22 protein-coding genes, 1 tRNA gene and 1 pseudogene are annotated in these 24,041 nt (G+C 68.7%); 9 read left to right on the forward strand and 15 right to left on the reverse strand.

Features of this window, described 5'->3' with window-relative positions; translation table 11 throughout:
- Positions 1-133: 133 nt before the first annotated feature.
- The 3 genes and pseudogenes from ahbB to RYH80_RS08810 all read right to left on the reverse strand — a co-directional run.
- Positions 134-1,198: pseudogene (gene ahbB, locus RYH80_RS08800) on the reverse strand (siroheme decarboxylase subunit beta); the annotation flags it as partial.
- A gap of 148 nt (positions 1,199-1,346) precedes the next feature.
- Entirely contained in the window at positions 1,347-1,787 is a 441-nt protein-coding gene (locus RYH80_RS08805) for a DUF5778 family protein (RefSeq protein ID WP_370903488.1), read from the reverse strand.
- 156 nt (positions 1,788-1,943) lie between these two features.
- The gene (locus RYH80_RS08810; protein ID WP_370903489.1) at positions 1,944-2,861 is read right to left on the reverse strand and encodes a DMT family transporter; all 918 of its coding nucleotides are present in this window, start codon (positions 2,859-2,861) and stop codon (positions 1,944-1,946) included.
- Between the two features lie 194 nt (positions 2,862-3,055).
- Here RYH80_RS08810 and RYH80_RS08815 point away from each other — a divergent pair, with 194 nt between their 5' ends.
- Positions 3,056-3,541 (forward strand): Lrp/AsnC family transcriptional regulator, encoded by a 486-nt coding sequence (locus RYH80_RS08815; RefSeq protein ID WP_370903490.1) that lies wholly within the window; start codon positions 3,056-3,058, stop codon positions 3,539-3,541.
- Between the two features lie 143 nt (positions 3,542-3,684).
- Complete coding sequence (locus tag RYH80_RS08820; RefSeq protein WP_370903491.1) at positions 3,685-5,583, forward strand: helicase C-terminal domain-containing protein; 1,899 nt, start codon at positions 3,685-3,687, stop codon at positions 5,581-5,583.
- A 206-nt stretch (positions 5,584-5,789) separates the two neighbouring features.
- On the opposite strand, the gene RYH80_RS08825 is transcribed toward RYH80_RS08820, so the two are convergent.
- The 3 genes from RYH80_RS08825 to tatC (RYH80_RS08835) form a co-directional block, all read right to left on the reverse strand.
- On the reverse strand, positions 5,790-6,638 hold the full coding sequence (locus tag RYH80_RS08825; protein ID WP_370903492.1) for a hypothetical protein: 849 nt from the start codon (positions 6,636-6,638) through the stop codon (positions 5,790-5,792).
- 64 nt (positions 6,639-6,702) lie between these two features.
- Positions 6,703-7,857, reverse strand: coding sequence for a 60S ribosomal export protein NMD3 (locus RYH80_RS08830; protein ID WP_370903493.1), 1,155 nt, complete (start codon positions 7,855-7,857; stop codon positions 6,703-6,705).
- A gap of 137 nt (positions 7,858-7,994) precedes the next feature.
- A complete protein-coding gene (gene tatC / locus RYH80_RS08835) occupies positions 7,995-9,533 on the reverse strand; it encodes a twin-arginine translocase subunit TatC (RefSeq protein WP_370903494.1) in 1,539 nt (512 codons plus the stop codon).
- Between the two features lie 136 nt (positions 9,534-9,669).
- On the opposite strand from tatC (RYH80_RS08835), the gene tatC (RYH80_RS08840) reads away from it, so the two are divergent.
- Positions 9,670-12,495, forward strand: coding sequence for a twin-arginine translocase subunit TatC (gene tatC / locus RYH80_RS08840; protein ID WP_370903495.1), 2,826 nt, complete (start codon positions 9,670-9,672; stop codon positions 12,493-12,495).
- A gap of 67 nt (positions 12,496-12,562) precedes the next feature.
- Here tatC (RYH80_RS08840) and RYH80_RS08845 read toward each other — a convergent pair whose 3' ends face one another.
- Positions 12,563-12,946 carry a DUF8150 family protein gene (locus RYH80_RS08845; RefSeq protein WP_370903496.1) on the reverse strand — a complete coding sequence of 128 codons (384 nt, stop codon included), beginning with the start codon at positions 12,944-12,946 and terminating at the stop codon, positions 12,563-12,565.
- A gap of 159 nt (positions 12,947-13,105) precedes the next feature.
- On the opposite strand from RYH80_RS08845, the gene RYH80_RS08850 reads away from it, so the two are divergent.
- Together RYH80_RS08850 and RYH80_RS08855 are read left to right on the forward strand one after the other, a co-directional pair.
- Positions 13,106-13,396: a ribbon-helix-helix domain-containing protein gene (locus tag RYH80_RS08850; protein ID WP_370903497.1), complete on the forward strand. Its 291-nt coding sequence runs from the start codon at positions 13,106-13,108 to the stop codon at positions 13,394-13,396.
- A complete protein-coding gene (locus tag RYH80_RS08855) occupies positions 13,386-14,102 on the forward strand; it encodes a queuosine precursor transporter (protein ID WP_370903498.1) in 717 nt (238 codons plus the stop codon). The genes RYH80_RS08850 and RYH80_RS08855 overlap by 11 nt, the downstream gene beginning before the upstream one ends.
- 100 nt (positions 14,103-14,202) lie before the next feature.
- Here the strand turns inward: RYH80_RS08855 and RYH80_RS08860 are convergent, their stop codons facing one another.
- Positions 14,203-14,379, reverse strand: a complete 177-nt coding sequence (locus RYH80_RS08860) for a multidrug transporter (RefSeq protein ID WP_370903499.1) — start codon at positions 14,377-14,379, stop codon at positions 14,203-14,205.
- A 189-nt stretch (positions 14,380-14,568) separates the two neighbouring features.
- Here RYH80_RS08860 and RYH80_RS08865 point away from each other — a divergent pair, with 189 nt between their 5' ends.
- Positions 14,569-16,806 carry a hypothetical protein gene (locus RYH80_RS08865; protein WP_370903501.1) on the forward strand — a complete coding sequence of 746 codons (2,238 nt, stop codon included), beginning with the start codon at positions 14,569-14,571 and terminating at the stop codon, positions 16,804-16,806.
- A gap of 10 nt (positions 16,807-16,816) precedes the next feature.
- Here RYH80_RS08865 and RYH80_RS08870 read toward each other — a convergent pair whose 3' ends face one another.
- Positions 16,817-17,377 carry a DUF367 family protein gene (locus tag RYH80_RS08870; protein ID WP_370903502.1) on the reverse strand — a complete coding sequence of 187 codons (561 nt, stop codon included), beginning with the start codon at positions 17,375-17,377 and terminating at the stop codon, positions 16,817-16,819.
- Positions 17,378-17,525: 148 nt separating this feature from the next.
- On the opposite strand from RYH80_RS08870, the gene RYH80_RS08875 reads away from it, so the two are divergent.
- Positions 17,526-18,737 carry a restriction endonuclease gene (locus tag RYH80_RS08875; RefSeq protein WP_370903503.1) on the forward strand — a complete coding sequence of 404 codons (1,212 nt, stop codon included), beginning with the start codon at positions 17,526-17,528 and terminating at the stop codon, positions 18,735-18,737.
- On the opposite strand, the gene serS is transcribed toward RYH80_RS08875, so the two are convergent.
- From serS to larB, 4 genes are all read right to left on the reverse strand, one after another.
- Positions 18,738-20,120, reverse strand: coding sequence for a serine--tRNA ligase (gene serS, locus RYH80_RS08880; protein WP_370903504.1), 1,383 nt, complete (start codon positions 20,118-20,120; stop codon positions 18,738-18,740). It abuts the gene before it with no gap.
- 67 nt (positions 20,121-20,187) lie between these two features.
- Positions 20,188-20,475 (reverse strand): GIY-YIG nuclease family protein, encoded by a 288-nt coding sequence (locus RYH80_RS08885; protein WP_370903505.1) that lies wholly within the window; start codon positions 20,473-20,475, stop codon positions 20,188-20,190.
- A 194-nt stretch (positions 20,476-20,669) separates the two neighbouring features.
- Positions 20,670-20,822, reverse strand: coding sequence for a DUF7563 family protein (locus RYH80_RS20155; RefSeq protein ID WP_489753324.1), 153 nt, complete (start codon positions 20,820-20,822; stop codon positions 20,670-20,672).
- A 165-nt stretch (positions 20,823-20,987) separates the two neighbouring features.
- The gene (larB, locus tag RYH80_RS08890) at positions 20,988-21,806 is read right to left on the reverse strand and encodes a nickel pincer cofactor biosynthesis protein LarB (RefSeq protein ID WP_370904692.1); all 819 of its coding nucleotides are present in this window, start codon (positions 21,804-21,806) and stop codon (positions 20,988-20,990) included.
- A gap of 229 nt (positions 21,807-22,035) precedes the next feature.
- Here larB and RYH80_RS08895 point away from each other — a divergent pair, with 229 nt between their 5' ends.
- Positions 22,036-22,203 carry a DUF1931 domain-containing protein gene (locus RYH80_RS08895; RefSeq protein ID WP_370903506.1) on the forward strand — a complete coding sequence of 56 codons (168 nt, stop codon included), beginning with the start codon at positions 22,036-22,038 and terminating at the stop codon, positions 22,201-22,203.
- A gap of 78 nt (positions 22,204-22,281) precedes the next feature.
- Here the strand turns inward: RYH80_RS08895 and rpiA are convergent, their stop codons facing one another.
- Positions 22,282-23,034 (reverse strand): ribose-5-phosphate isomerase RpiA, encoded by a 753-nt coding sequence (gene rpiA, locus RYH80_RS08900; RefSeq protein WP_370903507.1) that lies wholly within the window; start codon positions 23,032-23,034, stop codon positions 22,282-22,284.
- A 140-nt stretch (positions 23,035-23,174) separates the two neighbouring features.
- On the opposite strand from rpiA, the gene RYH80_RS08905 reads away from it, so the two are divergent.
- Positions 23,175-23,259 (forward strand) — tRNA-Leu (locus RYH80_RS08905).
- Between the two features lie 344 nt (positions 23,260-23,603).
- Here the strand turns inward: RYH80_RS08905 and RYH80_RS08910 are convergent.
- Positions 23,604-23,945, reverse strand: coding sequence for a ferredoxin (locus RYH80_RS08910; RefSeq protein WP_370903509.1), 342 nt, complete (start codon positions 23,943-23,945; stop codon positions 23,604-23,606).
- Positions 23,946-24,041 lie beyond the last annotated feature (96 nt).

A 24,041-nucleotide genomic window follows, 5' to 3' on the forward strand; every position in this document is an offset into this window, starting at 1 on the left:
CACCCGTCGCGTCGTCGTCCGCGCCCGTCGCGTCGTCGTCAGCCGACGCGGCCGTGTCCGCCTCGTCGGCCGTGTCGTCGCCCGCCTCGTCCGCCTCGTCACGCGCCGTGTCGGGGCGGGCGTCACCCGACTCGTCGGTGTGGGCGTCGGCGCGTTCGTCGAGTCTGATCCCCGTCTTCTTGAGGATCTGTGTCGAGAACAGCGTGTCCCAGTCGTCCTCGCCCACGTCCCAGTGGTCGGCCATCACGTCGCGGACCTGCTCGATCCGCCGCCGGCTCTCGGCCTCGTCGCGGCCGTGTGTCATCGCGAAGAAGTTGTACGGCCACACACCCTCGTGGCGCGGCCGGTGGTAACAGTGGGTGACGAACTCCAACTCGGCGACCGCCGGTCCGACTTCTGCGAGCCGGTCGTCGGGTACGTCCCAGACGGTCATCCCGTTCTCGGAGTACCCCAGCGCGTAGTGGTTCGGGATCACGCCCACGCGGCGCACCTTCCCCTCGCGCTCGAACCGCTCGATCGTCTCGACGACCCACGCCGTCGGCTGGTCGATCGCGTCCGCCACGTCCGCGTACGGCGTCTCGGTGATCGGCAGCCCACCCTGCACCTCGACGACGAGGTCCCGCTCGCGCGGTGTCAACGACTGGGCGTCCGTCGGCTCCACCGCGGGACCGACGTCCGAACAGTCCAAGTCCCCGTCTGGAATCGGCCCGTCGAGCAGGAACTTCGCCCCGACGTGGAACTCCTCCTGCTTGGGCATGTTGTACGTCTCCTGGCCCGTCTCGGCCTCGATATCGGCGAGCACCTCCGGGACGCGTTCCTCGTCAGCCACCGAGAGGACGAACCAGACGTTGAGGTGCGGGTGTTCTCGCTCGTAGTTGTGGGCCACCTCGCGGTGGTCGTTGATCAGCTCGACGTGCTCCTCGAACGACTCTTCGGGGGCGTGGGTGGCGACGAGCGTCGCCGTGCCGCCGATCTCCTCGGCGTTCACCAGCGCGCCGAACCGGGAGAGCACACCCGCCTCGTCCAACTCGCGGACCGCCGCCAGCAGCTCTTCGGCGGTCGTGTCGACGCCGCGGTCGCGCAGCGCCGCCGCGGCCGGTTCCCACGGGTCGGCGACGACCGGGAACCCCCCTTGGAACGCGTTGACGATCGCCCGGTCGAGCGTCGAGAGCGTCACGTCGGACTCGGCCGTGTTCATACTCGTTCACGGTGCGTGACGGACATAAGCGTCGCGCTCTCCCCGCTCCCGTCGTGCGACTCCGTCCCACGACGCGGCGGACGCACACGAGTCACGCCGACGCCTCGTCGGTCGCGAGCGGCAGGACAGCGAGGGACGTGCCGACCGACTACGCCGACTCGTCGCCGTCGAGCCGGTCTTCCACGTCCGGGTCGGGGACGGGCGTCACGTCCGGACCGAGTGACTCGACCCCGTCGACGACCGCCGTCTGGTCGGTGTCGGCCTCGTAGTAGAACACCAGGTCGAACGTGCCGTCGCGGAGGAGGTGTTGTGACTCCCAGACGAACGCCTCGTCGGCGACGGTGAGCCCCTGGTACTGGTTCGAGGAGAAGTCCGTGTCGTCGTTACCCGCCTCGATGTACGTCTCGCCGGCGTCGGCGGCCTCGGCGATCACCTCGTTGATCTCGACCACGAGGTCCTGCATCTCGAGGTCCTCGTCGCCGCCCAGGTCGGTGTGGACGATACAGCCGACCAGTTCGATCTCGCCCGGCTCGAGGAGTGCCTTCGTCCGCTCGTAGAGGTCGCGGTCCACCGCTGACTGCTCGGTCATCGCCTCCGGTTACGTCGGCCGTCGGTTAGGGGTAGCGGTTCTCCAGCGGCGAGAGAATTCCGATCGGGTCCGAGCCACTCGACGACGGCGATCACCACGCGGCGACTGCGACCACCACCACGACTACGACAGACCCCCGGCGACAGCAACACGCGGTCAGTGGTCGGCACGGCCGACGATTCGGGCGGCGAGTCGGCGGTCGACGGCACGCCGCAGTCGGTCACGTTCCACCACCCCGAACCCGACGGCGACGACGCCGAACCCGACGAGCGTCGGTGCCGTGATCGGCTGCCCGAGCACGAGGAACGCGACGGCGGCCGCCACCACCGGCTCGGCGTACGAGATCAGCGTCGTCTCCGTCGCCCCCACGGTCGCCAGCAGACGGAAGTACAACAGGTACCCGCCCGCGCCGGCGACGAGTGCCACGTAGGCGAACGCGACCAGCGCCTCCAGCGGGACCGTCGACGGCGCCGGCGGGGACTCCCCACGGAGCACGGAGCCGACGAGCAGCGCCGCTGCGCCGCCGACGGTCGCCCACGCCTGGATCGCCGTCGTCGGCAGCGTCGGGTCGAACGAGCGCGTCCCGACCGCACCGAGCGCGAACGACACCGCCCCGAGGAACACCAGCCCGACGCCGACCGCCGTCCCGCCGAGCGCACCCGGATCCGGTCGCGCGACGAGGACGACACCCGCCAACCCGAGCACGAACCCGACGCCGTCGGCCGCGTCGCTCGACTCGTGGAGCAGGACGCCCGCCAGCAGCGCGGTCACGACCGGCGACGTGGAGACGACGACCGCCGCGACACTCCCCGGGACGTACTGGCTCCCGACGAAGAGGAACGCCTGGTAGCCGGCGATCGTGAACGCGGCCGCCGCACCGGCCGCGCCGAGGTCGTCCCACGACCGCGGCACCAGTCGTGACTCGGTCGCGAGTGCGTACGGCACCACGACCGCCGCCGCCACGGCGTACCGCAGCCCGGCGAGCAACAGCGGCGGCGCGTGTGCGACCGCGATCTCGATCCCCACGAAACTCCCACCCCACGCGAGCGCCAACACCGCGAACGGAACCAGCACCGACGCTTCCACGGAACTCTGTGACTTTCGGCACATCTTCGAATCAGATTCGAGTAGTGAGCCAGTTCGTAAGGTATCCCTCTAACCTGCAACCCTCCGAGCGGATCGTCGCCGAGTCGGAGCGACTCCGAGTCGTACCGAGCCGAGCCGCTAGAGTTGGAACGAACTACAAGGATCGAGTCCATCGTGGGAGTGTGGACGAACGAGACGTGAAGATCCTGAAGGCGGTCTCGGATCTCGAGACGGGGAGCATCGAGCGCGTGAGCGAGCACACCGGCATTCCGGTGTCGACGATCCACTACCGGCTGAACAACCTCCGCGAGGAGGGCGTGATCGACAACGATCTGTACGACCTGGATCTGGACGCACTCGGACTGGGTGTGACGGTCGTGTTGGAGGTGTTGACGAGCTACGACGACGGGCACGCGGCGATGGGCGAGGAGATCGCCGAAGTGGAGGGGGTGACGCAGGTGTTCTTCACGATGGGGGAGACGGACTTCGTCGTGATCGCACGCTTGCCGGACAGCGACGACGTCGAGCGGCTGATCTCCGACTTCGAACGACTCGACCACGTCGACCGGACGAACTCCACGTTCGTCGTCGCCCGCGAGCGGGACACGACGCGGCCGCTCCAGAGCTACTCCGAGGCGTCGCTGGTGGAGGCGCTCGTCGACGAGTAGGCGACAGAACGCGAACGGCCGAGAGTCGGTGGTGCACCGCGACGAACGGGCGACGACACGCTTACTGCCGGGAAGTCGTGGTGCACCGCGACGAACGGGCGACGACACGCTTACGACCGCGGGCCTCCGTCTCACCGACACCAGTGGAGCCCGCACGGATCCCCGAGTCGTTCCCCGCACCCAGCCACCGCGGCAACCAGCGGCAGGCGCTGCGGGACATCCGCGACGCGTTCGCGGCGGGCAACGACGTGGTGCTCGTGCGGGCGCCGACCGGCAGCGGGAAGTCGCTGCTCGCGCGGGCCGTCGCCGGCGCGGCCCGCACCGTCGAGGAGGCCGAGCCCGCACAGGCGACGGGGGCGTACTACACCACGCCGCAGGTGTCACAGCTCGACGACGTGGCGGAAGACGAGTTGCTCGAGCACCTCCAGGTGATCCGCGGGAAGTCCAACTACACCTGTATCCTGCCGGGCGAGGAGACGACACCGGTCGACCGCGCGCCGTGTGCCCGCGAGCGGGGGTACGACTGTTCGGTGCAACACCGGTGTCCGTACTACGCCGCGCGGGCGGTGGCGTCGAACCGGGCCATCGCGGCGACGACGCTGGCGTACTTCATGCGCACCGCCGGCTCGGACGTGTTCCGCAAACGCGACGTGGTCGTGATCGACGAGGCTCACGGCCTCGCGGAGTGGGCGGAGATGTACGCCACGATCGACATCTCGCCTCGAACCGTCCCGGTCTGGGACGACGTGCGCGTCCCGGACGTGACCGACGCCGACGACACCGTCGAGCGCACCGTCCGGTTCGCGGAGTCGCTGGCCGGGGTCTGCGAGCGAGCCGTCGAGGAGCTCCGCACACAGCAGGAACTCTCCCCGCAGGAGGCGGCCCGTCGCGACCGGCTCGCGGAACGGAAGTCGGAGCTCGCGTGGTTCGTCAGAGACGCCCGCGATCCGGAGTCGCCGACGACGTGGGTCGTCGACCAGCCCGACGGCGCGGGTGGCGCAATCTCGATCACGCCGTTGGACCCCGCGCGGTACCTCCGACACACCGTCTGGGACCGCGGGAACAAGTTCGCGCTGCTGTCGGCGACGATCCTCGACAAACGGTCCTTCTGTCGCGGCGTCGGCCTTGACCCCGCGGACGTGGCGCTCGTCGAGGTGGGGCACACGTTCCCGGTCGAGAACCGCCCGTTGTTCGACACCACCTGTGGGAAGATGACCTACGACCACCGGGACGAGACGGCCCCGGAGATCGCCCGGCTGTGTGTCCGGCTGATGGCTCACCACCCGGACGAGAAGGGGTTGATCCACGCCCACTCGTACGACATCGCCCGGCGACTCGCGAGTCGGTTCGCCGACGCCGGGGTCGGACCGCGGGTACGGACTCACGGCCGCCACGACCGCGACGAGCAACTGGCGCAGTGGCAGGCCGCCGACGAGCCGGAGGTGTTCGTCTCCGTCAAGATGGAGGAGGCGCTGGACCTGAAGGGGGACCGCTGTCGGTGGCAGGTGTTGTGTAAGGCGCCGTACCGCAACACGAGCGACTCGACGGTCGCCCGGCGGCTCAAGGACGACCAGTGGGGGTGGTACTACCGCACGGCCCTCCGGACGGTGATCCAAGCCTGTGGACGGGTAGTGCGTGCGCCCGACGACTACGGCGCGACGTACCTCGCGGACGCCTCGCTGCTGGAGTTGTTCGACCGCGCCGCGACGGACATGCCCCCGTGGTTCCAGGACCAGATCGACCGGCTCTCGGAACCGTCGCTGCCCGCGTTCGACCCCGACGCCGCGCTGTCGGGTGTGTCTGCGACACCCGCCGCCGGGCGGGTGCCGCGTGGTGGACTGGACGTGGACGGGGCCGGCAGTGCGGGTGCGACGGGGGCGGGTGGCGGCGGGTCGACGGCGAGTGGTGGATCGGGAGGTGGTGGCTCGGCGGGTGGTAGTTCGTCGGGCGGTCGCGACCGAGACGGGTCGGATGGTAGGGCGGGGGCGGACGACGAGGACGACGAGTTGGCTGACCACCCGCTGTCGGACGTGTGGGGGTAGTTACTCGTCGCCTGTGTCAGTGACTATGAGTTGTGTGAACTCAGGCGTTTCGGCCTCACCAACATCCTGGGTCCCCTGTGCCGGGTCTGGCTCCGTGGACCCAGTCAGTTCCGACAACAGTTCGTCCCGTTGCTCATCGGACAGTCGCGGGACTGTCGGCCGTCCGAACGATCCACCAGTGCGTTCGTCCCGGAATCTGTCCAAACTCATTGTTCACCCCAGTCTACGGGGTCATCATTTAGAATGTTTTCCCTCACCCTCTCCTGTTCGTCTGCGATCTCCTGCTGCCTATCCATTAGCTGTTCAATGGTTTCGCTATCGACTTCTCTCACACCGTTAGACGAAACAATCATAGCGTCAAGTTCCCCGCCAACACCACTGGCTTTTGAAGCTTGGTGGTGAGCAGCAGCAACTGTAGCGAACGTATCGGATATCGAATTGTCCTTTGCGTAATCCTGTTTGATAAACTCAGATTCGGCAGGCTGTGATCCACTTCCAATTGTTGCGTAGCCGAGATCATTCTGCGGGCTATGGTCTCCACCATTGATCTGGTACACACCGACTCCATCTGGACCGACACCGCCGATCAAGAGGTTGAGATTACGGTTTATTTGGCGGCGTATTTGGTCAGACTCTGCAAGAATGTCTTCTAAAAAGTTGTCTTTGAACTGGTGCTGTCGACTGAGATCATCGAGCGAGAGTCCGTAGGGTTTGAGAGCGTGAGTCTCAATCTTGTCTTGCACGAGCTGTCTGTACTCTCTCGCCGCGATCTCTGCAGCAGTTCGTACCCATGGCTCTTCGTCTTTATCCTGTACAAACAGTTTGAGTACTTGATTCACCAGCTTCAAATACTGTTCCCCTAGCTCAACACCACCAGCTACCACGCCGACTAAATGCGTCGATTCCAGGAAGCCTCCAATCTCGTTCAGCTTCGTCTCTGGATGTTCGTGCTCAATTGCCGACTGCTGTCGCGTCGTGACCATACGATCAGACGACACAACCACCTCAGGGTCGTCTGTTCTATGTGCGGAAATTGCTGCGATGCCTACCGTCATACCAGACTACTGTTTCCCTAAGAGGTATAAATTTGCCTCATACCGTGCATAGATAGTCGGTAGCCTACACTTCGTCGACATCTGTTTGCGGCAGCAGGTACACCTCGCCGTCGAACTTCACCGCCGGCACGGTCTCGCCCTCGACGACGTCGTCGGCGTCGAAGAAGTCCGGGTTCGGGACGGACCGGGCCTCGAACGTCTCGGGGTCGAGCACCTGCACGGCGTTGTCGTCCTCGACGGTCACCAGCGTCACCGCCTCGGCGTCGTCGACGTGGCCCAACCGTGTCGCCTCCGCGAGGTCCGCGTCGGTGCGGAACTGCCGGCCGTCGGTCAACCGGACGCCGGTGACCGTGTCGGCGACGGTGCGAACGAGCACCGGGCCGTCACCCTCGACGGCGGTCAACCCGACGGGCTCGGGGTCGATCACGTCGCCCGGGCGGTGCCGTGGGAGCCTGACGGAGTAGGTGACGCGGTACACCTCGTTGCCGTCGCCGTCTTCGGTCACCAGCGTCGCGGACTCGGAGACACTCCCGCCGAGTTCGCGGACGATCCGGTCCGCGATCCGGCCGCCGAGTTTCGTCGTCGAGAGCTTCACGTCCGGCCCGTCGTCGGTGCGGTTCACCTCCGTCAGGAACGCCTCGCGGTCGCCCGCGTCCTCCCGCTCGGCGACGACCTCGCGGGCGATCGCGACCGCCTCGTCGCGTTCCGTCTGGGAGGGGCGCCGGTCGTGGGCCCGCACCTGCACCGTCGCGGCGTACGACCCCCCGGCGATCCGGCCACACCGCTCGCAGGTCTCCCGCGAGATCTTCACCGGGACGGTCGTCTCCGTCTCGATCGCGGACCCGCGGACGATCCCCGAGAACGAACAGTGCATCCGGATCGTCGTCTCGTCGACCTGTTCGGGGTCGACACCCCACGACACCTCGCGGGCGTCGAGGTGGACTCCCAACGCCTGGGTGACCTCCTCGATCGCCACGTCGGTGTAGTCGCGAGCGCCCACGTCCACCCAGGCGTTGCCGCGGTGGACCGCGCCACACTGGGCACAGACCCGGACCTCGACCCGCTCGGGTGCGTCGACGAGGTCGAACCGCTCGAAGTAACAGTCGTCACACAGCAGGCGGTCGCGGTCGCGTGGCTGCCCGGGCAGCGGCTCCGACCGCGGCGGCACCGTCTCCCCACACTCCGGACAGAACTCCCGTGACTCGCGCGACTCGCTCACGGTCGGCGTTGGCGGCTGGCGCGGATAAACGCGGTGGATTCGGTGGTGTGACGAGAGCGGCGTCGGGCGCTTCGTAGTCGCCCCACCGCGAGCAGTCTAGAGCGCCCGCGAGTGTGGCGAGTCCGCGGTCGGCTCCCTCAGTTCCCGGTCCACCGCAACAGCGCGAGTGTCCCCTCGAACAACACGACCATCGTCGCGGCGACGATGATCGGGGACATCCCGGTCGGGTCCGGCGAGACGACGAAGGAGAGCCCGAGGAACGACCCCCAGAACAGCAGCCGGCGCTGTTCGAGCCACTCGCGGGTGACGACACCCATCATGATCGCGAGCTGGATGAACAGCGGGATCTGGAAGACGATCGCCATGTACCCCATCAACAGCAGGATCAGGTTGAACGTCTCTCGCAGCCCGAACGCGAGGCTCGCGCTGGCCTCCGTGTAGCTGATGAAGTACTGGAAGATCGCCGGGAGCACGACGAAGTGTGCGAACGCGACCCCGACCAGCGCCAACACGAGACTGGTCGGCACCGCCGCGAGGTAGTACCGCCGCTCGTGGGGGTACAAGCCCGGCCGCATGAACCGGTACGTCTGGTAGACGAAGACCGGGAGGGCGACGACGAGCCCCGCCAGGCCCGCGACCTTCAGCTTCGTCAAGAGCAGTTCCAGCGGGCCGTAGACGTACGGCCGGTAGTTGTCGAAGTCGACGTGTGTGTCCCACAGGAAGGTGATGATCGCCTCGGCGTCGGGCACCGCCGGGACGTAGTTGCCGATCACGAGCACCGCGAGGATCACCGTGCCGGCGACCGCGAACACGTAGCCGAGCCGGCGCATCATCTCCTCGATGTGTTCGGTCAGCGGCATCTCCTCGTCCGACTCCGGTCCCTCGCCGAACAGCCCCTCGTCGGCCTCGTCGATCGTCTCGGTAGGGACGTGTTCCGGGTTCGCGACCGGCCCGTCGCCGGCCCGAGTGTCGGTCAGCGCCTCCTCCGCCAGCGGCGCGTCGCCGCCGTCCGCCTCCGCCTGACCCGGCTCCGGGTCACTCGCTCCCGTCGCGTCGGCGTCGGCTGCGGTGTCGTCCGTGGTGTCGGTGTCGCTCGCGGCGGGGGCTGCGGTGTCGGCCTCGATCGCGGTGTCGTCCGTCCCGGCCGAGTCGTCGCTCGCGGCCGACCCGTCGGTGTCGACCGCCTCGTCACGTCCCGGCCGGTCGTAGTCGCGGCGCCCACCGACCGTCGTGTGGTCGTCGACGCTGGGGCCGCCGCGTGCGTCGCTGCCGTCCCACTCGTCGTCGGCGACCCGCTTCAGGCTCCCGCCGTCCGCGTCACCCGCGTCTCCGGTTCCGCCTCCGTCACCTGCGTCCGTCTCGTCGTCGTCCACGGCGGTCTCGTCTGCTCCGTCCGTCCCGTCTCCCTCGTCCGTGTCACCGGTCACCGTCTCGCCGCTCTCGTCTGCTCCGTCCGTCTCGTCGCCGGTTACGTCGCGAGAGTCGTCGGTCTCGGCGGGGTCACCGGCGTCGGTCGCGGCGCTGTCCGTCTCGGCGGCAGCACCGCTCGGCCCCTCGTCGGTGCCGCCGTCCGTCTCCTCGGCGGCACCGCTCGTCTCACCGGCGTCGGCACTCGACTCGGGTGTGGCCGCGTCCCCGTGCGGCCGGGTGTCGTCCCCGTCCGAGCCGTCGGTCATACTGCGAGTTACACCCCCGGTGCATTATAGGCCTTTTCCGATCGGTCGGGACCGAAACGAGTCACGGGTGGCCACGTGGGCCGAGACGGTTCCGCGGAGCAGAAGGTTGATAATCGCCACTCGGCTCCCTTCGCGTATGTCCAGCGCCCTCGACGAGGACACCCGGGCCTCTATCGCCCAGGGTCGCGAGACCCTCGGGGCGATGCTGCGGTCGGCCCAGAAGGATCTCCAGAAGGTGTTCGTCGTCTTCGTCGTCGGGTTCATGGGGACGTTCTACGCACTCCGTCTGTACGTCTGGGACTTCCTCAAGGCCGTCACGAAGGCGCGACTCGACGCACAGACGGAGGGCGAAGTCGAGATCATCGCCCAGACTCCGTTCGACGTGATCTTACTCCAGGCGAAGATCGGCCTCGTCGTCGGGATCGTCGTCGCCGTCCCGCCGCTGTTGTACTTCTCGCGGGAGGCACTCCGACTCCGCGGGTGGTGGCCCGACGCCCCGGTCTCGCGGTGGAAACTCGCCGGGATCGTCCTGCTGGCGGCGGGCCTGTTCGTCGTCGGCGTGGTGTACGGCTACAGCGTGTTCTTCCCGTTCATGTTCGCGTTCCTCGCCAACAACGCGCTGTCGGCGGGGATCCAGCCCACCTACTCCATCGTGAAGTGGGCGCAGTTCATCGCGCTGCTCACCTTCTCGTTCGGCTTCGCCGCTCAGATGCCGTTGCTCGTCACGGCGCTGTCGTACGCCGAGATCGTCCCCTACGAGACGTTCCGCGAGAAGTGGCGCCACGCCGTCGCGCTCATCTTCGTCTTCGGCGCGTTCTTCTCTCCCCCGGACCCGTTCACCCAGATCATGTGGGCGCTGCCGCTGATCTTCCTCTACGGTGCCTCGCTGTACCTCGCCAAGGTCGTCGTCACCGCCAGGCGCGGCGGCGAGTCCGTCAGTGTCCCGGCGACCGCACGCGGCGCGTGGAACCGGATCGCCGCCGCGGCGGTCCTCGGCGGCGGCGCGACGTACCTCTTCTTCGCACAGGGCGGCGCGAGTGCCGTCAACGGTGTCCTCGCGAGCACCGACCTCACGAGCGCACAACTGCCGGTGTTCGTCGGCGTGCCACTCGCCGCCGTCACCGGGGGCGTCGCGCTGGCCGGCGCGGTGGTCGCGCTGGCGGCGGCGCTGTACGCCGAGTTGGACGACGCCGCCGGGAGCCAGGCGTTCGGCGACCCGACCGCCATCGACCTCGACGAACTCGACGAGGCGGGCGTCAGAGCCGCCCCGGAGGAGGCGTTCGCGGACCTCTCCGAGGAGGCGGCGCTGGCAGCCGCCGAGCGCGCCATCGAGGCCGGCGCGAAACCGAAGGCGCGGGCGATCCTCGACCGCCACGACGCCGCGACGGCGGCCGACGACGAGTCGGCCGAGGGGACGGCGTCGGGGGGCGACGGGACTGGGTCGACTGGATCGGCCGCGGGCGGCGGGAGCACGGGCGGAGGTGCCGCGGCGACGAGCGGTCCCGCACGCGACCTGTTCGCGGCCGACGTGGGGACGCTGGGGGCGATCCGACGCGGTGCCGGGTTCGTCGACTGGGGCTCGCGACTCCGTGCGCTGTGGAACGTGCTCTTGGGCGTCGCCGTCGCGGTGTTCGGCGTCGGCTACGCCCTCGTCGAACGCCCCGAACTGTCGAGCGAGGTGTTGGCGGTCGTCGGTCTCGCGCGACCGGACGTGCCCGCCCTGCTGGGGCTGTCGGCGACGGCCACCCTCGCGGCCTTCGCGGCGACGGGACTCGTCGTCGCCGGGCTGTTCGGCGGCGTGATCGCGCTGACGGCGGCGTACCTCGCCGGTACCGACCCGACGGCGGTCGACGTGACCGCACTCTCGCGCGCGGAGTTGGAACGCGCCCCGACGGCGACGTTCGCCGCGCTCTCGGAGCGGCGTGTCAACTACCTCGCGGACGAACTCGCCGAGACCGACCGGGAACGTGCGCGGGTGTTGCTCGACAGGGCAGACGAGGCGCGTGCGGCGGTCGCGTCCGGCGAGGCGGCGCCGGACGCACCCGACGCGGGCGACCTCCCGGGCGTGGCCGACGACACCGGCGACCGGGTGAGTCGCGCCGGCGGTGCGTTCCTCTCGGACCTGACCGACGGCGAGCAGGACGAGGACGACATCGGCGGCTACTACGACGATCTGGCGTTCGTCCTCGACTCGATGCGTGGTGGGCTGTTCCGGATCGTCGCCGTGTTCGGACTGGTGATGGTCGGGACGTTCGCGTGGCTCTACTCCGGCGGGATCGGCGACCTCCGGCAGAACTTCGTCGACCGGCTCCCGACCGAGGTCGTGGGACCGGGTGCGGAGAACTTCGGCGTGATCGTGCTCCACCCGGTCGAGGCGCTGATCTTCGAGGTGAAGTTCTCGACGTTGATCGGCGTCGCGGCGGCGCTGCCGGTGGCGGCCTACTACGCCTGGCCGGCGTTGCGCGATCGCGGGTTCGTCCGTGGCCGCAGACAGGTGATCTTCGGGTGGGTCGCCGCCCTCCTCGTCGGGCTCGTCGGCGGGTTCGTGTTGGGGTACACGACGATCGCGCCGGCGATCATCTCGTGGCTCGTCGCCGACGTGTTGTCCGCGAACATGGTCGTGAGCTACCGGATCAGCAACTTCTTCTGGCTGATCGTGTTCACGACGTTCGGGATCGGCATCCTCGTCGACGTGCCCGTGGCGATGCTGTTGTTGAACTCCGCGGGCGTCTCGTATCAGGCGATGCGCAAACGGTGGCGCGAGGTGACGGTCGGGCTGATGGTCGTCGCCGCGCTGTTCACCCCCGCCGACATCATCACGATGATGCTCGTGACGGTGCCACTGATGGCGATGTACGGGGTCGGCCTCCTCGTGTTGTTCTTCGTCACTCTCGGCGGCCGTCGGAACCTCGCGGAGCCGACGTTCGCCGGCGACGACGACGACCCCGTCGTAGAGGGGTGACGGCGGGTCGACTCTCGGGATCTGTCACACTCCGAGAACGGTCTCGTCCACTCTGTCCGTCGGCCGGTCACTCGTCACTGGTCGCGTCGCTCGGGTCGTCGTCGCCGGCGTCGTCGGACGAGGGCTCGTCGTCGGGAGGCGGAGACTCGTCGTCGCGGGCGATGGGTGGACGACGGATGTCGTTGTCTTCTTCGGCCGGATCGCGCATGTGTGCCAGATCGGGGCGGTCGAACTGGTTGGCACGGGCGTGTTCGAGTTGTGACTCGATCACCGCGTTGACCTGTGGCCCCCACACGTCGTCCGGGTGGGTGCGGACGTACTCCGCCCACGCGTCGATCTGACGCAGTCGCTCCTCGCGGTCGCGTCCGAAACTCGGCGACTCGCGTTCGTTCGGAACGGGTTCGGTCTCGCCTTCCGATTCGTCGTCGGATCGAGTGTTCTCGTCCGTCATCTCGTCACTCTCCTCCGGTTCGGTGGTGGACGAGTCGACACACACCTCGACTCGTTTGGAACGTCTCGGTTCCCTGTCCGCCCCACACCGACGTAAGTACTCTCCCAGACCCACACCGCGACCCGAGGACGTTTCACCCTCGCGCGAACAGAGGCGAACGTGACGAAGATCAGCGTCGAGATCCCGGGCGAGTTGCTGGAGGACCTCGACGAGCACGTCGGCGAGGACGGGAAGTTCGTCAACCGGAGCGACGCGGTGCGCGCCTCGATCCGGAAGACGCTGGACGTGCTCGACGAGATCGACGCCCGACACGGCCGACTGGAGGACCGGAAGACGACCACCACCACCCACGCCGCGACGGACGCGAGAGACCGCGTCGCCGGGCGTGACGACGACACGACGGAGACAGCCGAACACGAGCCCGCCGGGGAGGGCGACGGTGACGCGTGAGGAGCCGAGCGAACCGCGTCGCCTCGACGTGCCGGTCGCGGCGACGGTGCTCGCGACGCTGTTCGTGACGGCGTTGGTGACCTCGCAGGTGATCTCCGCGAAGCTGCTCGCGGTGACACTGCCGGTGCTCGGCGTCGTCAGCGCCCCCGGCGGAACGTTGGCGTACGCGGTGACGTTCTTCGCCTCGGACTGTCTCTCGGAACTGTACGGCGAGACGTACACCCGGCGCGTCGTCAACGTCGCCTTCGGGGCGAACTTCGTGCTGCTGGCGCTCGTGTGGGCGACGATCCAACTCCCGGCGGCGCGCGGCTCCGTCGACCCCGGGGCGTTCGCGACCGTCCTCGGGCTGTCGACGAACGTCGTCGCCGGCTCGCTCGTCGCCTACCTCGTCAGCCAGAACTGGGACGTGCTCGTCTTCCACCGCATCCGGGCGGCGACCGGCGGCGACGCGCTGTGGCTCCGCAACGTCGGCTCGACGGCGACGAGTCAACTGCTGGACACGGTGCTGTTCACCGTCGTCGCGTTCCTCCTCGCGCCCGCCGTCGGCGTCGGCCGCGCGCTGCCGTTGTCGGTGATCGGGTCGCTGATCGTCGGCCAGTACGTCCTGAAGCTGCTGATCGCGGCGGTCGACACGCCGCTGGTGTACGCCGCGGTCGGTGCGGTCCGGCGGCGTGACGGCCGCGAGCGTCCCGTCGGTGCGGACTGAGCACGCGTCTCGACGAGCACGGGGGCGCCGACGACCGCGACGCCCGTGACGACTGCGACGCCCGTGACGACTACGACGACTGCGACACCCGTGACGCCGGTTAGCCGGACTGTCGGTAGAGCAGTCCGGCGACGACCGCGACGCCGATCACGACCGCGACCGGGTCGTCGAAGTCGCCGTAGCCCCAGCCGAGGACGACGCTGCCGAGCACCGCGACGGCGAAGACGGCGAGACCGACGGCCGTCCTGACCGGCGAGTCGCTACTCGTCCCCGGCATCGGCCACCTCCGCGCCGTCGGCGTAGGGTCGTGTGGGTCGCACACTCGCGACTCGACACGTCTCCGGTCCTAAAGCCACGGCCAGTGTCTCACACGCCTCGTGTCTCGCGTGTCGAGATCGTCACTGCCGTCGGAGAGACACCGCGAGAGCCCACAAGACACATTGGCTCGGAGTAGACGGGTCCAGACGTGGCCCCCAGTCACCCCACGCGAGCCCTCTCGCTCGCCCTCCTTGCGACGCTCGCCGCCGTCGTCGCGCCGGCGACGGCACTCGGCACGCCGCCAGCCGACCAGCGCGTGACGGACGCCACACCTGACGCCCCGGCGGGTGGCGTCGACACGACTCCCAGACCGGCCGCCGCGCCCGACGGCGACTCGGCGACGAGCACGGAGTCCGTCGCCACGCACAGACGATCCGCGGCGAGCGCACGATCGTGTCCGATCCGACCACACGGAGACGACACGGGGAACGTCTCCACCACTACCGACGAGCGGAGCGAGCGAGCGAACACCGACGGCCCGCCGATCCCCGACGAGAGGCGCGACACGACCGTCCCTCGCGGCGACTTGGCGGTCGTGCCGCTGTCCGTGCCGGCGGGCGCGAACGCGACCGTCTCGGTGGTCGGGGAGAACTACACCGCCCGCTCGCGCGTCGTCGACGACGGCGACGGACGAGTGCGACTCGTCGTGAACACGTACCTCGCCGGTGGCGGGATCGAACCGGACGAGACCGACGACGGGGACGGCGAGACGGGTGATGGGACCGCGTCCGACGGTACGGGGACGGGCGTCCGCGCCGACGCCTACGCAGTCGCCGGCAGGGACCGACTCGTCGTCGTCGGTGGGAACGGCTCCGGCGCGTTCGACGCCGGGAACTACACCGTGGTGGTCCGCAGCGACGGCGAGCGCGTAGACTCCAACCGGCTGACGGTGACGCCAGCGGCCGTCGAGAACGTCACGCTCCGCCGCGGCGTGCCGCGACTGTTCGGCGCGAACGCCACGGAACTGCGCGCCGCGAGTGCACGCGGCCTCGTGTCGAACCGCTCGGCACCCGACGACTACGCGCGTGGCGATCGGCTCTTCTACGTCACCAGGGGCGAGACGCTCCTCGTCCGCTTCGAGGCGCCGAGTCTGCTCGGCGTCGTCGCGGCCCAGTCCGGAGCCAACGTCACGGAGCGAGTCCTCGCGCTCCACGAGTGGCGCGACCGCGCGACTCCGGCGACGTTCCGGCTGTCTGGCCCCTGTGGCGGCATCGACCCGACAGAGAGCGCCCGGCAGGACAGTCTCCGTGCGGTCGTCGACCACCGGACGGGCGTCGTCACGCTCCTGTTGGACACCGAGCGACTCGCGGGCTACGACGTGGGGTCGCAGACGGCGTCGCTCGGTGCGAGCGGGTGGCTCGACACGGACGCGACCGACCGCGAGCGGTTCGACGCGCCGTTCCGGTTCACGAGTAGAGGGGTCCGCCTCGACGACGTGCGGGTCGAGCACGGAGGATCACTGGGAAGACGAACCGATGTGGTCGCGACGGTCCAGGGGCGTGTGAACCTTCTCCCCGGCTCCCGCGTGAACGTGACCCTCTCCTCGCGCGTCGACTCCGGCGTCGACCGCGTCGAGACGGTCACGGTCCGTCCCGGAGAGACCTCGGCGACTGGGTGTGTCACCGCGGCGGTCGGCGTGAGTGGTGTGTCGCGGCCGAACGCGTACGTCGTCCACGTCGCCGGTCGCCAGACGACGGTGGCAGTCGGCGACGTACCGTCGGTCTGGTGGAACATAGACGTGTTCGGTCACGAGCGACCCGACCGCAACGTGACCGTCTCGTACACACAGATCGACCGGTACGGCCGATCCATCGGGGTGTACGCGGTCGATCCGACGACGCGGACGTACGAACTCGTCGGCGTCCTGTCGACCACCGACGACGTAGTCGAATTACCCCCCGACAGTTCGCCCCGGTACCTGTTCGTCGTCGCCCACCGCGACACGGACGACGACCTCCGCTTCGACGGGCCGTTCCGGGACCGACCGGTCACTGTCGGCGGATCGGCCGCTCCGCGCTACGTGAACGGGACGACCGAACGGAACGTGACGGTGTTCGGCGACTGGGTGGCGAGTACGACGAGCGGACTCGCGACGCCGAACACCTCCCTGCCCCCGTTCGGTCCCGAGACGGTGTCGACGGGCGACGTGACTGTCGCACGGGAGACCGCGACGGAGACACCACCGACTGCGGCCGAGAACGACACGCCGACTGGCACAGCGACGGGGATCACCTCGCAGCCGGCCACACCGTCCGCGAGCGAGACGGTCGGACCGGACCCACGCGACACCCGGACGGAGACCCCGATTCCGGGTGTGGGGCCGATCACGGCAGTGATCGCGCTGGTCGTGGCGCTCCTCGTCGGCGGGCGGCGGGCGAGAGGGTGACCGGAGCGACTCACTCGCCGCGGTCCAGGTACGCCTGCTGGACGGTGACGACCTCCGCGGAGTCCGTGCAGTTCGCGTACCGGGTGAGCGGTTCCTCGTTGAGTTCCGCGAACGTCTCCCCCCACGTGAACGTCGCGAGCAGCTCCTCGGCCCCGTCGCGGTCGCCGAGGATCCACAGCCCGGCCGCCAGCGCCTCCACGGTCGTCAACTGGAACGGGTTGCCGAAGTTCACCGGGTTCGCGGCGACGAGGTACGGCAACGCGCGGTGCTCGCCAGGCAACGAGAAGCGTGCCTCTCCGGCCGACTCCCACGAGCAGTCCAGCGCGACGAGCGTGCCCGCGTCGCCACTGGCGTCGGCGGCGCCCTCGTGGTCGTCCGTCGTCGCGGACGTGGCGCCCGTGTCGGGTGCGTCGGCGGGCGACAACGCCCGTTCGGCGTGCGGGTTGAGGACGACACCGTACGGCGTCTCGCGGTCCGTGCGGTGGAGCGTCACCTGGTCGTGACGCGAGAGCTTCCGGGCCGTACACTTCTCGGGGTCGTCGTCCCCCTCGTACCGGACGTGTAACTCCACACCGACCGTCGGGGGTGGGCGGTGAAAAACGGCGCGTCCCGAGTGGCGGTTACAGCGAGCGGTGTGGTGGGAGGAGTGTTCGTTTCGGTTGTTATTGTCTGTTCTCCCCACAGCATTCAATATCGCTCTCTTCGGGCTAGCGCTTGAGATGTCGACACAGACTACCCCGGAGATCGACGCCGACGACGAGACACTGTCGATCGACGGCTTCGAACTGGAGGACGCCAGCGTCGCGTCACACTTCGCGGAGTTCGACGACGGCGACCGCGCCGAAGAACTCGAACGAGTGCTCAGACTCGGCGTCGAGACGGCGGGACTCGCCGCCACGACCGGCGAGGAGGAGTACGTCGAACGGAAGTTCGAACAGATGCGGTCGGACTTCGAAGCCGAGATCGAACGCGTCGAGGAGGAGGTCGAAGAGAAGTTCGGGACGGACGGTGAGGTGCCGGCGGTGTTCGAGAAACACCTCGGCGAAGACGGGACGCTCCGGAGCCGACTGGACGACGCGTTCGGAGAAGACGGCGTCTTCGTCGACCGACTAGACGACGAGTTGGGAGAGGACGGCGAACGGATTCAGGCGGCACTCGATCCTGACACGGACGGAACGCCTATCCAGCGACTTCGGAGCCAACTCCGCGAAGACATCAGTCAACTCCGTGATAAGATCGAGGAGGTAACCACCGAGGAGGAGACCCGAGAGGAGATTCGTGGCCGGACACGGCTCAAGGGAGACGACTTCGAAGACACCGTTGAGGAGCTACTGTCGGATCTCGTCTACGGAACGAGCCACAGTCTCGAGTACACGGGAGAGACGACCGGCGAGATAGCGAACGAGAAGGTCGGGGACTTCGTCCTCACGCTCGACGAGACCGACCAGCGGATCGTCGTCGAAGCGAAAAGCGACAAGGGATACACTCAGCCGGACATCCAGGAGGAACTCGGCCGCGCGATCGAGAACCGAGACGCAGACTACGGGATCATCGTCTTCGAGTGTGAAGAGTACGTGCCGAACAAGGTCGGCTACTTCCACGAGTTCGAGACCGACCGTCTGGTCGTCACACTGAGCGAGGACGAAGAGGAGGACGAAGTCGAACCAGGGTTCCTCAGAATTGCGTTCAACTGGGCGAAGACACGCGCCGTGCAGAACTACGCTAGTGCCGACTCCGGGACCGATCTCGAGGTCATTCAGGCGAACATCGGACAGGTCGAAGACAAGATCGGGCAGTTCAGCACGATCAGGTCAAAGACCACGTCGATCAAGAAGACGGCCAACGAGATCGACGAGGAACTAGAGGAGATCGAGACGGAGATCGGGGAGCGACTCACCGCGATCAGAACGGAACTCGCCGGCAACTCGTAGCTACTCCCGCTCGCCGGCCCCGATGGCCGCCTCGCCGATCTTCTCTGAGCCGGTGATCCGTTCGAGGCCGCCGAGGTACGGGCGCAACACCTCGGGGACGGTGATCGTCCCGTCGTCGTTCTGGTAGTACTCCATGATCGCCACGAGCACGCGCGGGACGGCGAGTCCCGACCCGTTCAGCGTGTGGAGGTACTCCGCCGACTCGTGACGCTCCGGGCGGTAGCGCAACCCGGCGCGGCGCGCCTGGTAGTCGCGGAAGTTCGACACCGACGACACCTCCAGCCACCGCCCGCCGCGGTCCGGCCCCTCCTCCGTGTCGTCCGCGGGCGCCCACACCTCCAGGTCGAGTTGGCGAGCGGCCTTGTCCCCGAGGTCGCCGGTGCAGATGTCGAGCACGCGGTACGGCAACGCCAGGCGACGGAGCACCTCCTCGGCCTCGTCCAACAGCTCCCAGAGCCGCTCGTCGCTGTCCTCCGGCCGGGTGAAGTTCACCAACTCCACCTTGTTGAACTGGTGGACGCGGACGATCCCGCGGGTCTCCGTGCCGTGTTCGCCCGCCTCGCGCCGGAAGTTCGGCGTGTACGCCTGGTGTTTGACCGGGAGGTCGTCGTCCAGCAGGATCTCGTCGGCGTACATGTTCGTCACCGGCACCTCCGCGGTCGGACACAGCCAGAGGTCGTCGTCGTCGTACACCTCGTGTTCCCCGCCGCCGACGCGGTAGGCGTCCTCGTTGAACTTCGGCAACTGCCCCGTCCCGCGCATCGACCGGCTGTTCACCGGGATCGGCGGGAACAGGTCCGTGTACCCCTGTTCGCGGTGCACGTCCAACATGAACTGCACCAGCGCGTGTTCCAGGCGGGCACCTTCTCCCTTCGTGAAGTAGAACCCGCCGCCGGTCACCTTCGCGCCGCGCTGGAAGTCGAGCACGTCGAGCTCCTCCCCGAGGTCGTAGTGGGGCACCACGTCCTCGGGCACCTCGCGGAGGTCGTCGAACCCCTCGCGACGGCGTTCGACGTTGTCCGCCTCGTCGTCGCCGTCCGGCACCGCCTCGTCCGGCACCTGCGGGAGTCGCAGGAGGACATCTTCCAGTTCCGCCTCCAACTCGTCCGCGCGATCCTCGACGGTCTGGAGTCGCTCTTTCAGTTCCTGCGAGCGTTCGATCGCCGCCTCGGCGGCCTCGTCGTCACCCTCGGCTTTCAGTTGGCCGATCTCGCTCGACACCTCGTTGCGCTCGTGGCGGAGGTCGTCACCCTCCGCCTTCAACTCGCGCCACTCCTCGTCGACGGCGAGCACGTGGTCGAGGTCCACCTCGTCGTCCCCGCGTCGCGCCAGCGCCTCGCGGACCGTCTCCGGGTTCTCCCGGAGGAACTGTCTGCCGATCATTTAAGTGCTCTTTCAGTCGCCCTCGGCAAGAGCGTGTCGGGTCCGTTCGAGCCGTTGGCACACTGCCTCATCGCTCGGGGCGGAAGGCGTCGGGGTCGAGCCCGGCGTCGTCGTCGCGGACGAGCCGGCGTTTCTCGTCTGCGGCGAGCTGTTTGATCGCGTACTCGCGAGCCATCGCGGCCGACTGGGAGTCGAACCGTTCGACGTGGACCACCTCGACGGGTGTCCGGCCGCGAGTGTACTTGGCACCCTCGCCGGCGTCGTGTTCGGCCACGCGGCGGGGCACGTCCGTCGTGTAACCGGTGTACAGCGAGTCGTCCGCACACGAGAGGACGTAGACGTAGTGGTCGCTCACGGCTGGAGGCAGTGGTCGCGGCGAGAAAACACGGTCGGACGCGAGCGTGGGAGCGGCGCCCGCCGCCGACCGTGCGGTCTGGTCGACCCCGCGGTCGTGTCTGGGTCCGATTGACCGGTGGCCGTGTCTGTGCGTCGTCGGCCCCGTGGCCGTGTCTGTGCGTCGTCGGCCTCGTGGCCGTGTCTGTCGGCGATTCAGTCGTCCGAGCGAGCACGCGTCCGTGCCACTTCCGCGATCCCCGCGTTGGCCGAACACGACGGGCAGGCGTTCAACCGACCCCGTCCGTCGCTGAACACCCGCGCGAAGCGGTCGGACACGTGCGATTCACAGTGATCACAGCGTGGCATGCGTCGACCGGCGTCCACCGTCACCGGCGTCGTTCCGTACGGGACGAGTGCACTAATACCCTCGGTAGACGTTCACACCCGACGCCGGTGTCGACCGTCTCGGTCGGTGTTGCGCCGATCCAGTCCTCCTCGCCCACCCCGACGACGGTGCCGTCCGAAGACCGATCAGTCGTCGGTCGTCTCTGTGTGTGTCGGGTCGTCGCGCTCCTCCGTCCGTGCCGACGCGACCTGGCGTGCGATCAGCGCGGCCTGCGTGCCGGCGACGAAGCCGGCGTCGACGTTCACCACCGAGAGGACGGTACACGACTGGAGTAAGCCGAGCAGTGCCGCGTGGCCCTCGCCGCCGGCGCCGTAGCCGGCCGCCACTGGCAGCCCGATGACGGGGGTGTCGAGGCGGCCCGCGATCACCGTCGGGAGCGCCCCCTCGCGACCGGCGGCGACGACCACCGCGTCCGCCTCGCGGAGCGCGGGCACCACGTCCAGCGTCCGATCGAGGTTCGCGACGCCCACGTCGTCGTACCGCTCGACGCTCGGACCGGCCTCGCGGACCACCGTCGCCGCCTCGCCGGCCGCACGGGCGTCCGCCAGCCCCGCCGAGACGACCGCGACCGTCGCCGGTACGTCCGGGGGGTCGAAGTCGGGGGCGTGTGCGACCACCGTCTCCGCCCGGTCGTCGCGGCGGACGGTCGCCTCCGGGTGCGACTCCGCGACGGCACTCTCGACACGGGCGGCCGTCTCCGCGTCGGCACGCGTCACCAGCGCACGGCCACTCGTCGACAGCGCCTCCTCGGTGACGGCGACGACCTCCGCGGGCGTCTTCCCCTCCGCGAGGATCCCCTCGGGGACGCCCCGTCGCGTCTCTCTGGCCGCGTCGAACCGCGCCTCTCGGTCCCCGTCCGTGATCGTCGTGTACCCGCGGAGTCGCGTCTCCGCCTCCGCCGGCGTCAACTCCCCCGCCAGCACCGCCTCCAGCGTCTCGCGCATACGCCCACCGACGGGCGCCAGCGTGACGTACTCGTCGGTCCAGCCCGCGATCACCCACCCGACGACCACCCGTTTCGCGGTCGGCCGTGATCCCCCGCCGACGACGAACTGTGACGAACGTGTATGTGGACTGTTAACAACACTTTCCGGTCGCTAAACTACCGTGAGAGGCGCCGCGCCGCCAGAATTTGAGAACGTTTACAAGTGCTCACGCGGTAGACGCGACTGCATGGCAGACCACATTATCAAGGCAGCCGTCAAGGAGTACCTGGACGAGAAGAACGTCGCGTCGGACTTCTACGGCGCGCTCGACGAGGAGGTCGCGGAGATCCTCGACGACGCCGCACGGCGTGCCGAGGAGAACGACCGGAAGACGGTCCAGCCGCGCGACCTGTAGACGAGAGACCTGCGGAGCGACCGTCCTCCGTTCTCGACACGCGCCAGCGGCGGCGCCGTCGTCACGGCTGCCGTGGACTCACTCGACGGGACGCAGTGCGGCGCCGTCCTCGGCGGTCCCGACAACGAGCGCGTCGGCCTGCCCGACGAACAGTCCGTGTTCGACGACACCCGGGACGCGGGCGAGCGTGGTCGCGAGCCCCTCGGGTGAGTCGATCTCCCCGAACGCGCAGTCGACCACCAGGTTCCCGTTGTCGGTGACGACGGGGCCGTCCTTGCGCTCGGCGGTCCGCAGCGTCGGGTCGCCGCCCGCGTCGCGGAGGTGTCGCGTCGCGGACGCCTCCGCGTCGGGGAGCAGTTCGACCGGCACCGGGTGCGAGAGCCGGGTCGCGAGTTTCGTGTCGTCGACGACGACGAGGTAGCGGTCGGCCGCCGCCGCGACCACCTTCTCGCGGGCGTGGGCCGCGCCACCACCCTTCACCAGCGGGGGACTGGCGTCGAGTGACACGTCCGGGTGCGCGGCGACGTTCGCGACGCGGTCGGGCGCCGGCACGGCAACCTCGTCCGCGCCGTCGATCGCCACGTCGAGGCGGTCGGTCTCCGCCAACGACGCGAGCGGGACGCCGGCCTCGCGGGCGACTGCTCGCGACTGGTGGGAGGTGACGACGGCCGTCACGTCGAGCCCCTCCGCGACCCGGTCGCCCAGCGCCCGGATCGCCGCCGCCGCGGTGGAGCCGGTGCCCAGCCCGACGGTGTCGCCGTCGGCGACCGTCGCCGCCGCCTGTTCGCCCGCCGCTCGCTTCGCCGCCTGCGTGCCGTCGGTGGACTTCACACCGGCTCGTGGGGCGGCCCGCCACAAAAGGGCACCTGCCGGCGGCGAGTGAGCCGACGAGTCGACAGAGAGAGTCACCCGCCGACGACGAGTGGGGGACCGAAACCGACAAGCCCGCGACCGTTCGACACTCGGAGTGCGCGAGGGTGGCTGAGCTTGGCCAAAAGCGGCGGACTTAAGATCCGCTCCTGTAGAGGTTCGAGGGTTCGAATCCCTTCCCTCGCACTACGACCTTTTTCACTCCTCGGGTGGCGCGCGAGGCGCGCCACCCGAGGAAAAAAGCTCGACCAAAAACACGCTCGCTCGGCCCGACGGGCCTCGCTCGCGTCCGTACCCGGGTGCCACCGCGGATGTGTGGCGGGTGGAGCGAGACGGTCCCTCCCGAGGCGGGCAGACGACCGGAATTCAGAGCGGTCGCGGGCGGTGCGGTTGCGGGGAGCGGTTGCGGTCACCCGCCAGCACACCGACCGCGAGCGCGCCGGAGGCGCGCTCGCGGCCCTTTTTGATCGAGCTTTTTTCCTCGGGTGGCCGCCGTCGGCGGCCACCCGAGGAGTGAAAAAGGTCGGTGCTCACCAGTCGACGCTCAGTGTGCCGTCGCCGTGTGGGTCCGGGGCGAGTTCCTCGTCCGTCCGGCGGTCGACGACGTGGATACAGCCGTCACCCTTCTTCGCGGGACACACCTCCGCCGCGCGGACGTTGTGCTCCAGGTCCTCCTCGTCGATGTAGTAGGTGTCCGGCTTCGCCATCCCCGTCGTGATGTCCATCTCCCAGGTGTCGGAGACCTCCGCGCACTTGCCCGCGCCGAAACAGGCGTTCGCCTCGAAGATGATCTTGTAGGGCTTCTCCTCGACCGGCGGCCCCTCCCCGCCGTACTCGTCGGCCGTCTGCACGTCGGCGTCGAGATCGCTCATACACCACGCTACCGGCCGTGTGGGCTTTCCTCTGTCGGTCCTCCCGAGAACGTGGCACACCGGCGTCGTCGCCGTCGTCACCGCTGTGGACCTCAC

This window comes from Halobaculum sp. MBLA0147 (genome assembly GCF_041361345.1).
In the GTDB taxonomy this organism is placed as follows: domain Archaea; phylum Halobacteriota; class Halobacteria; order Halobacteriales; family Haloferacaceae; genus JAHENP01.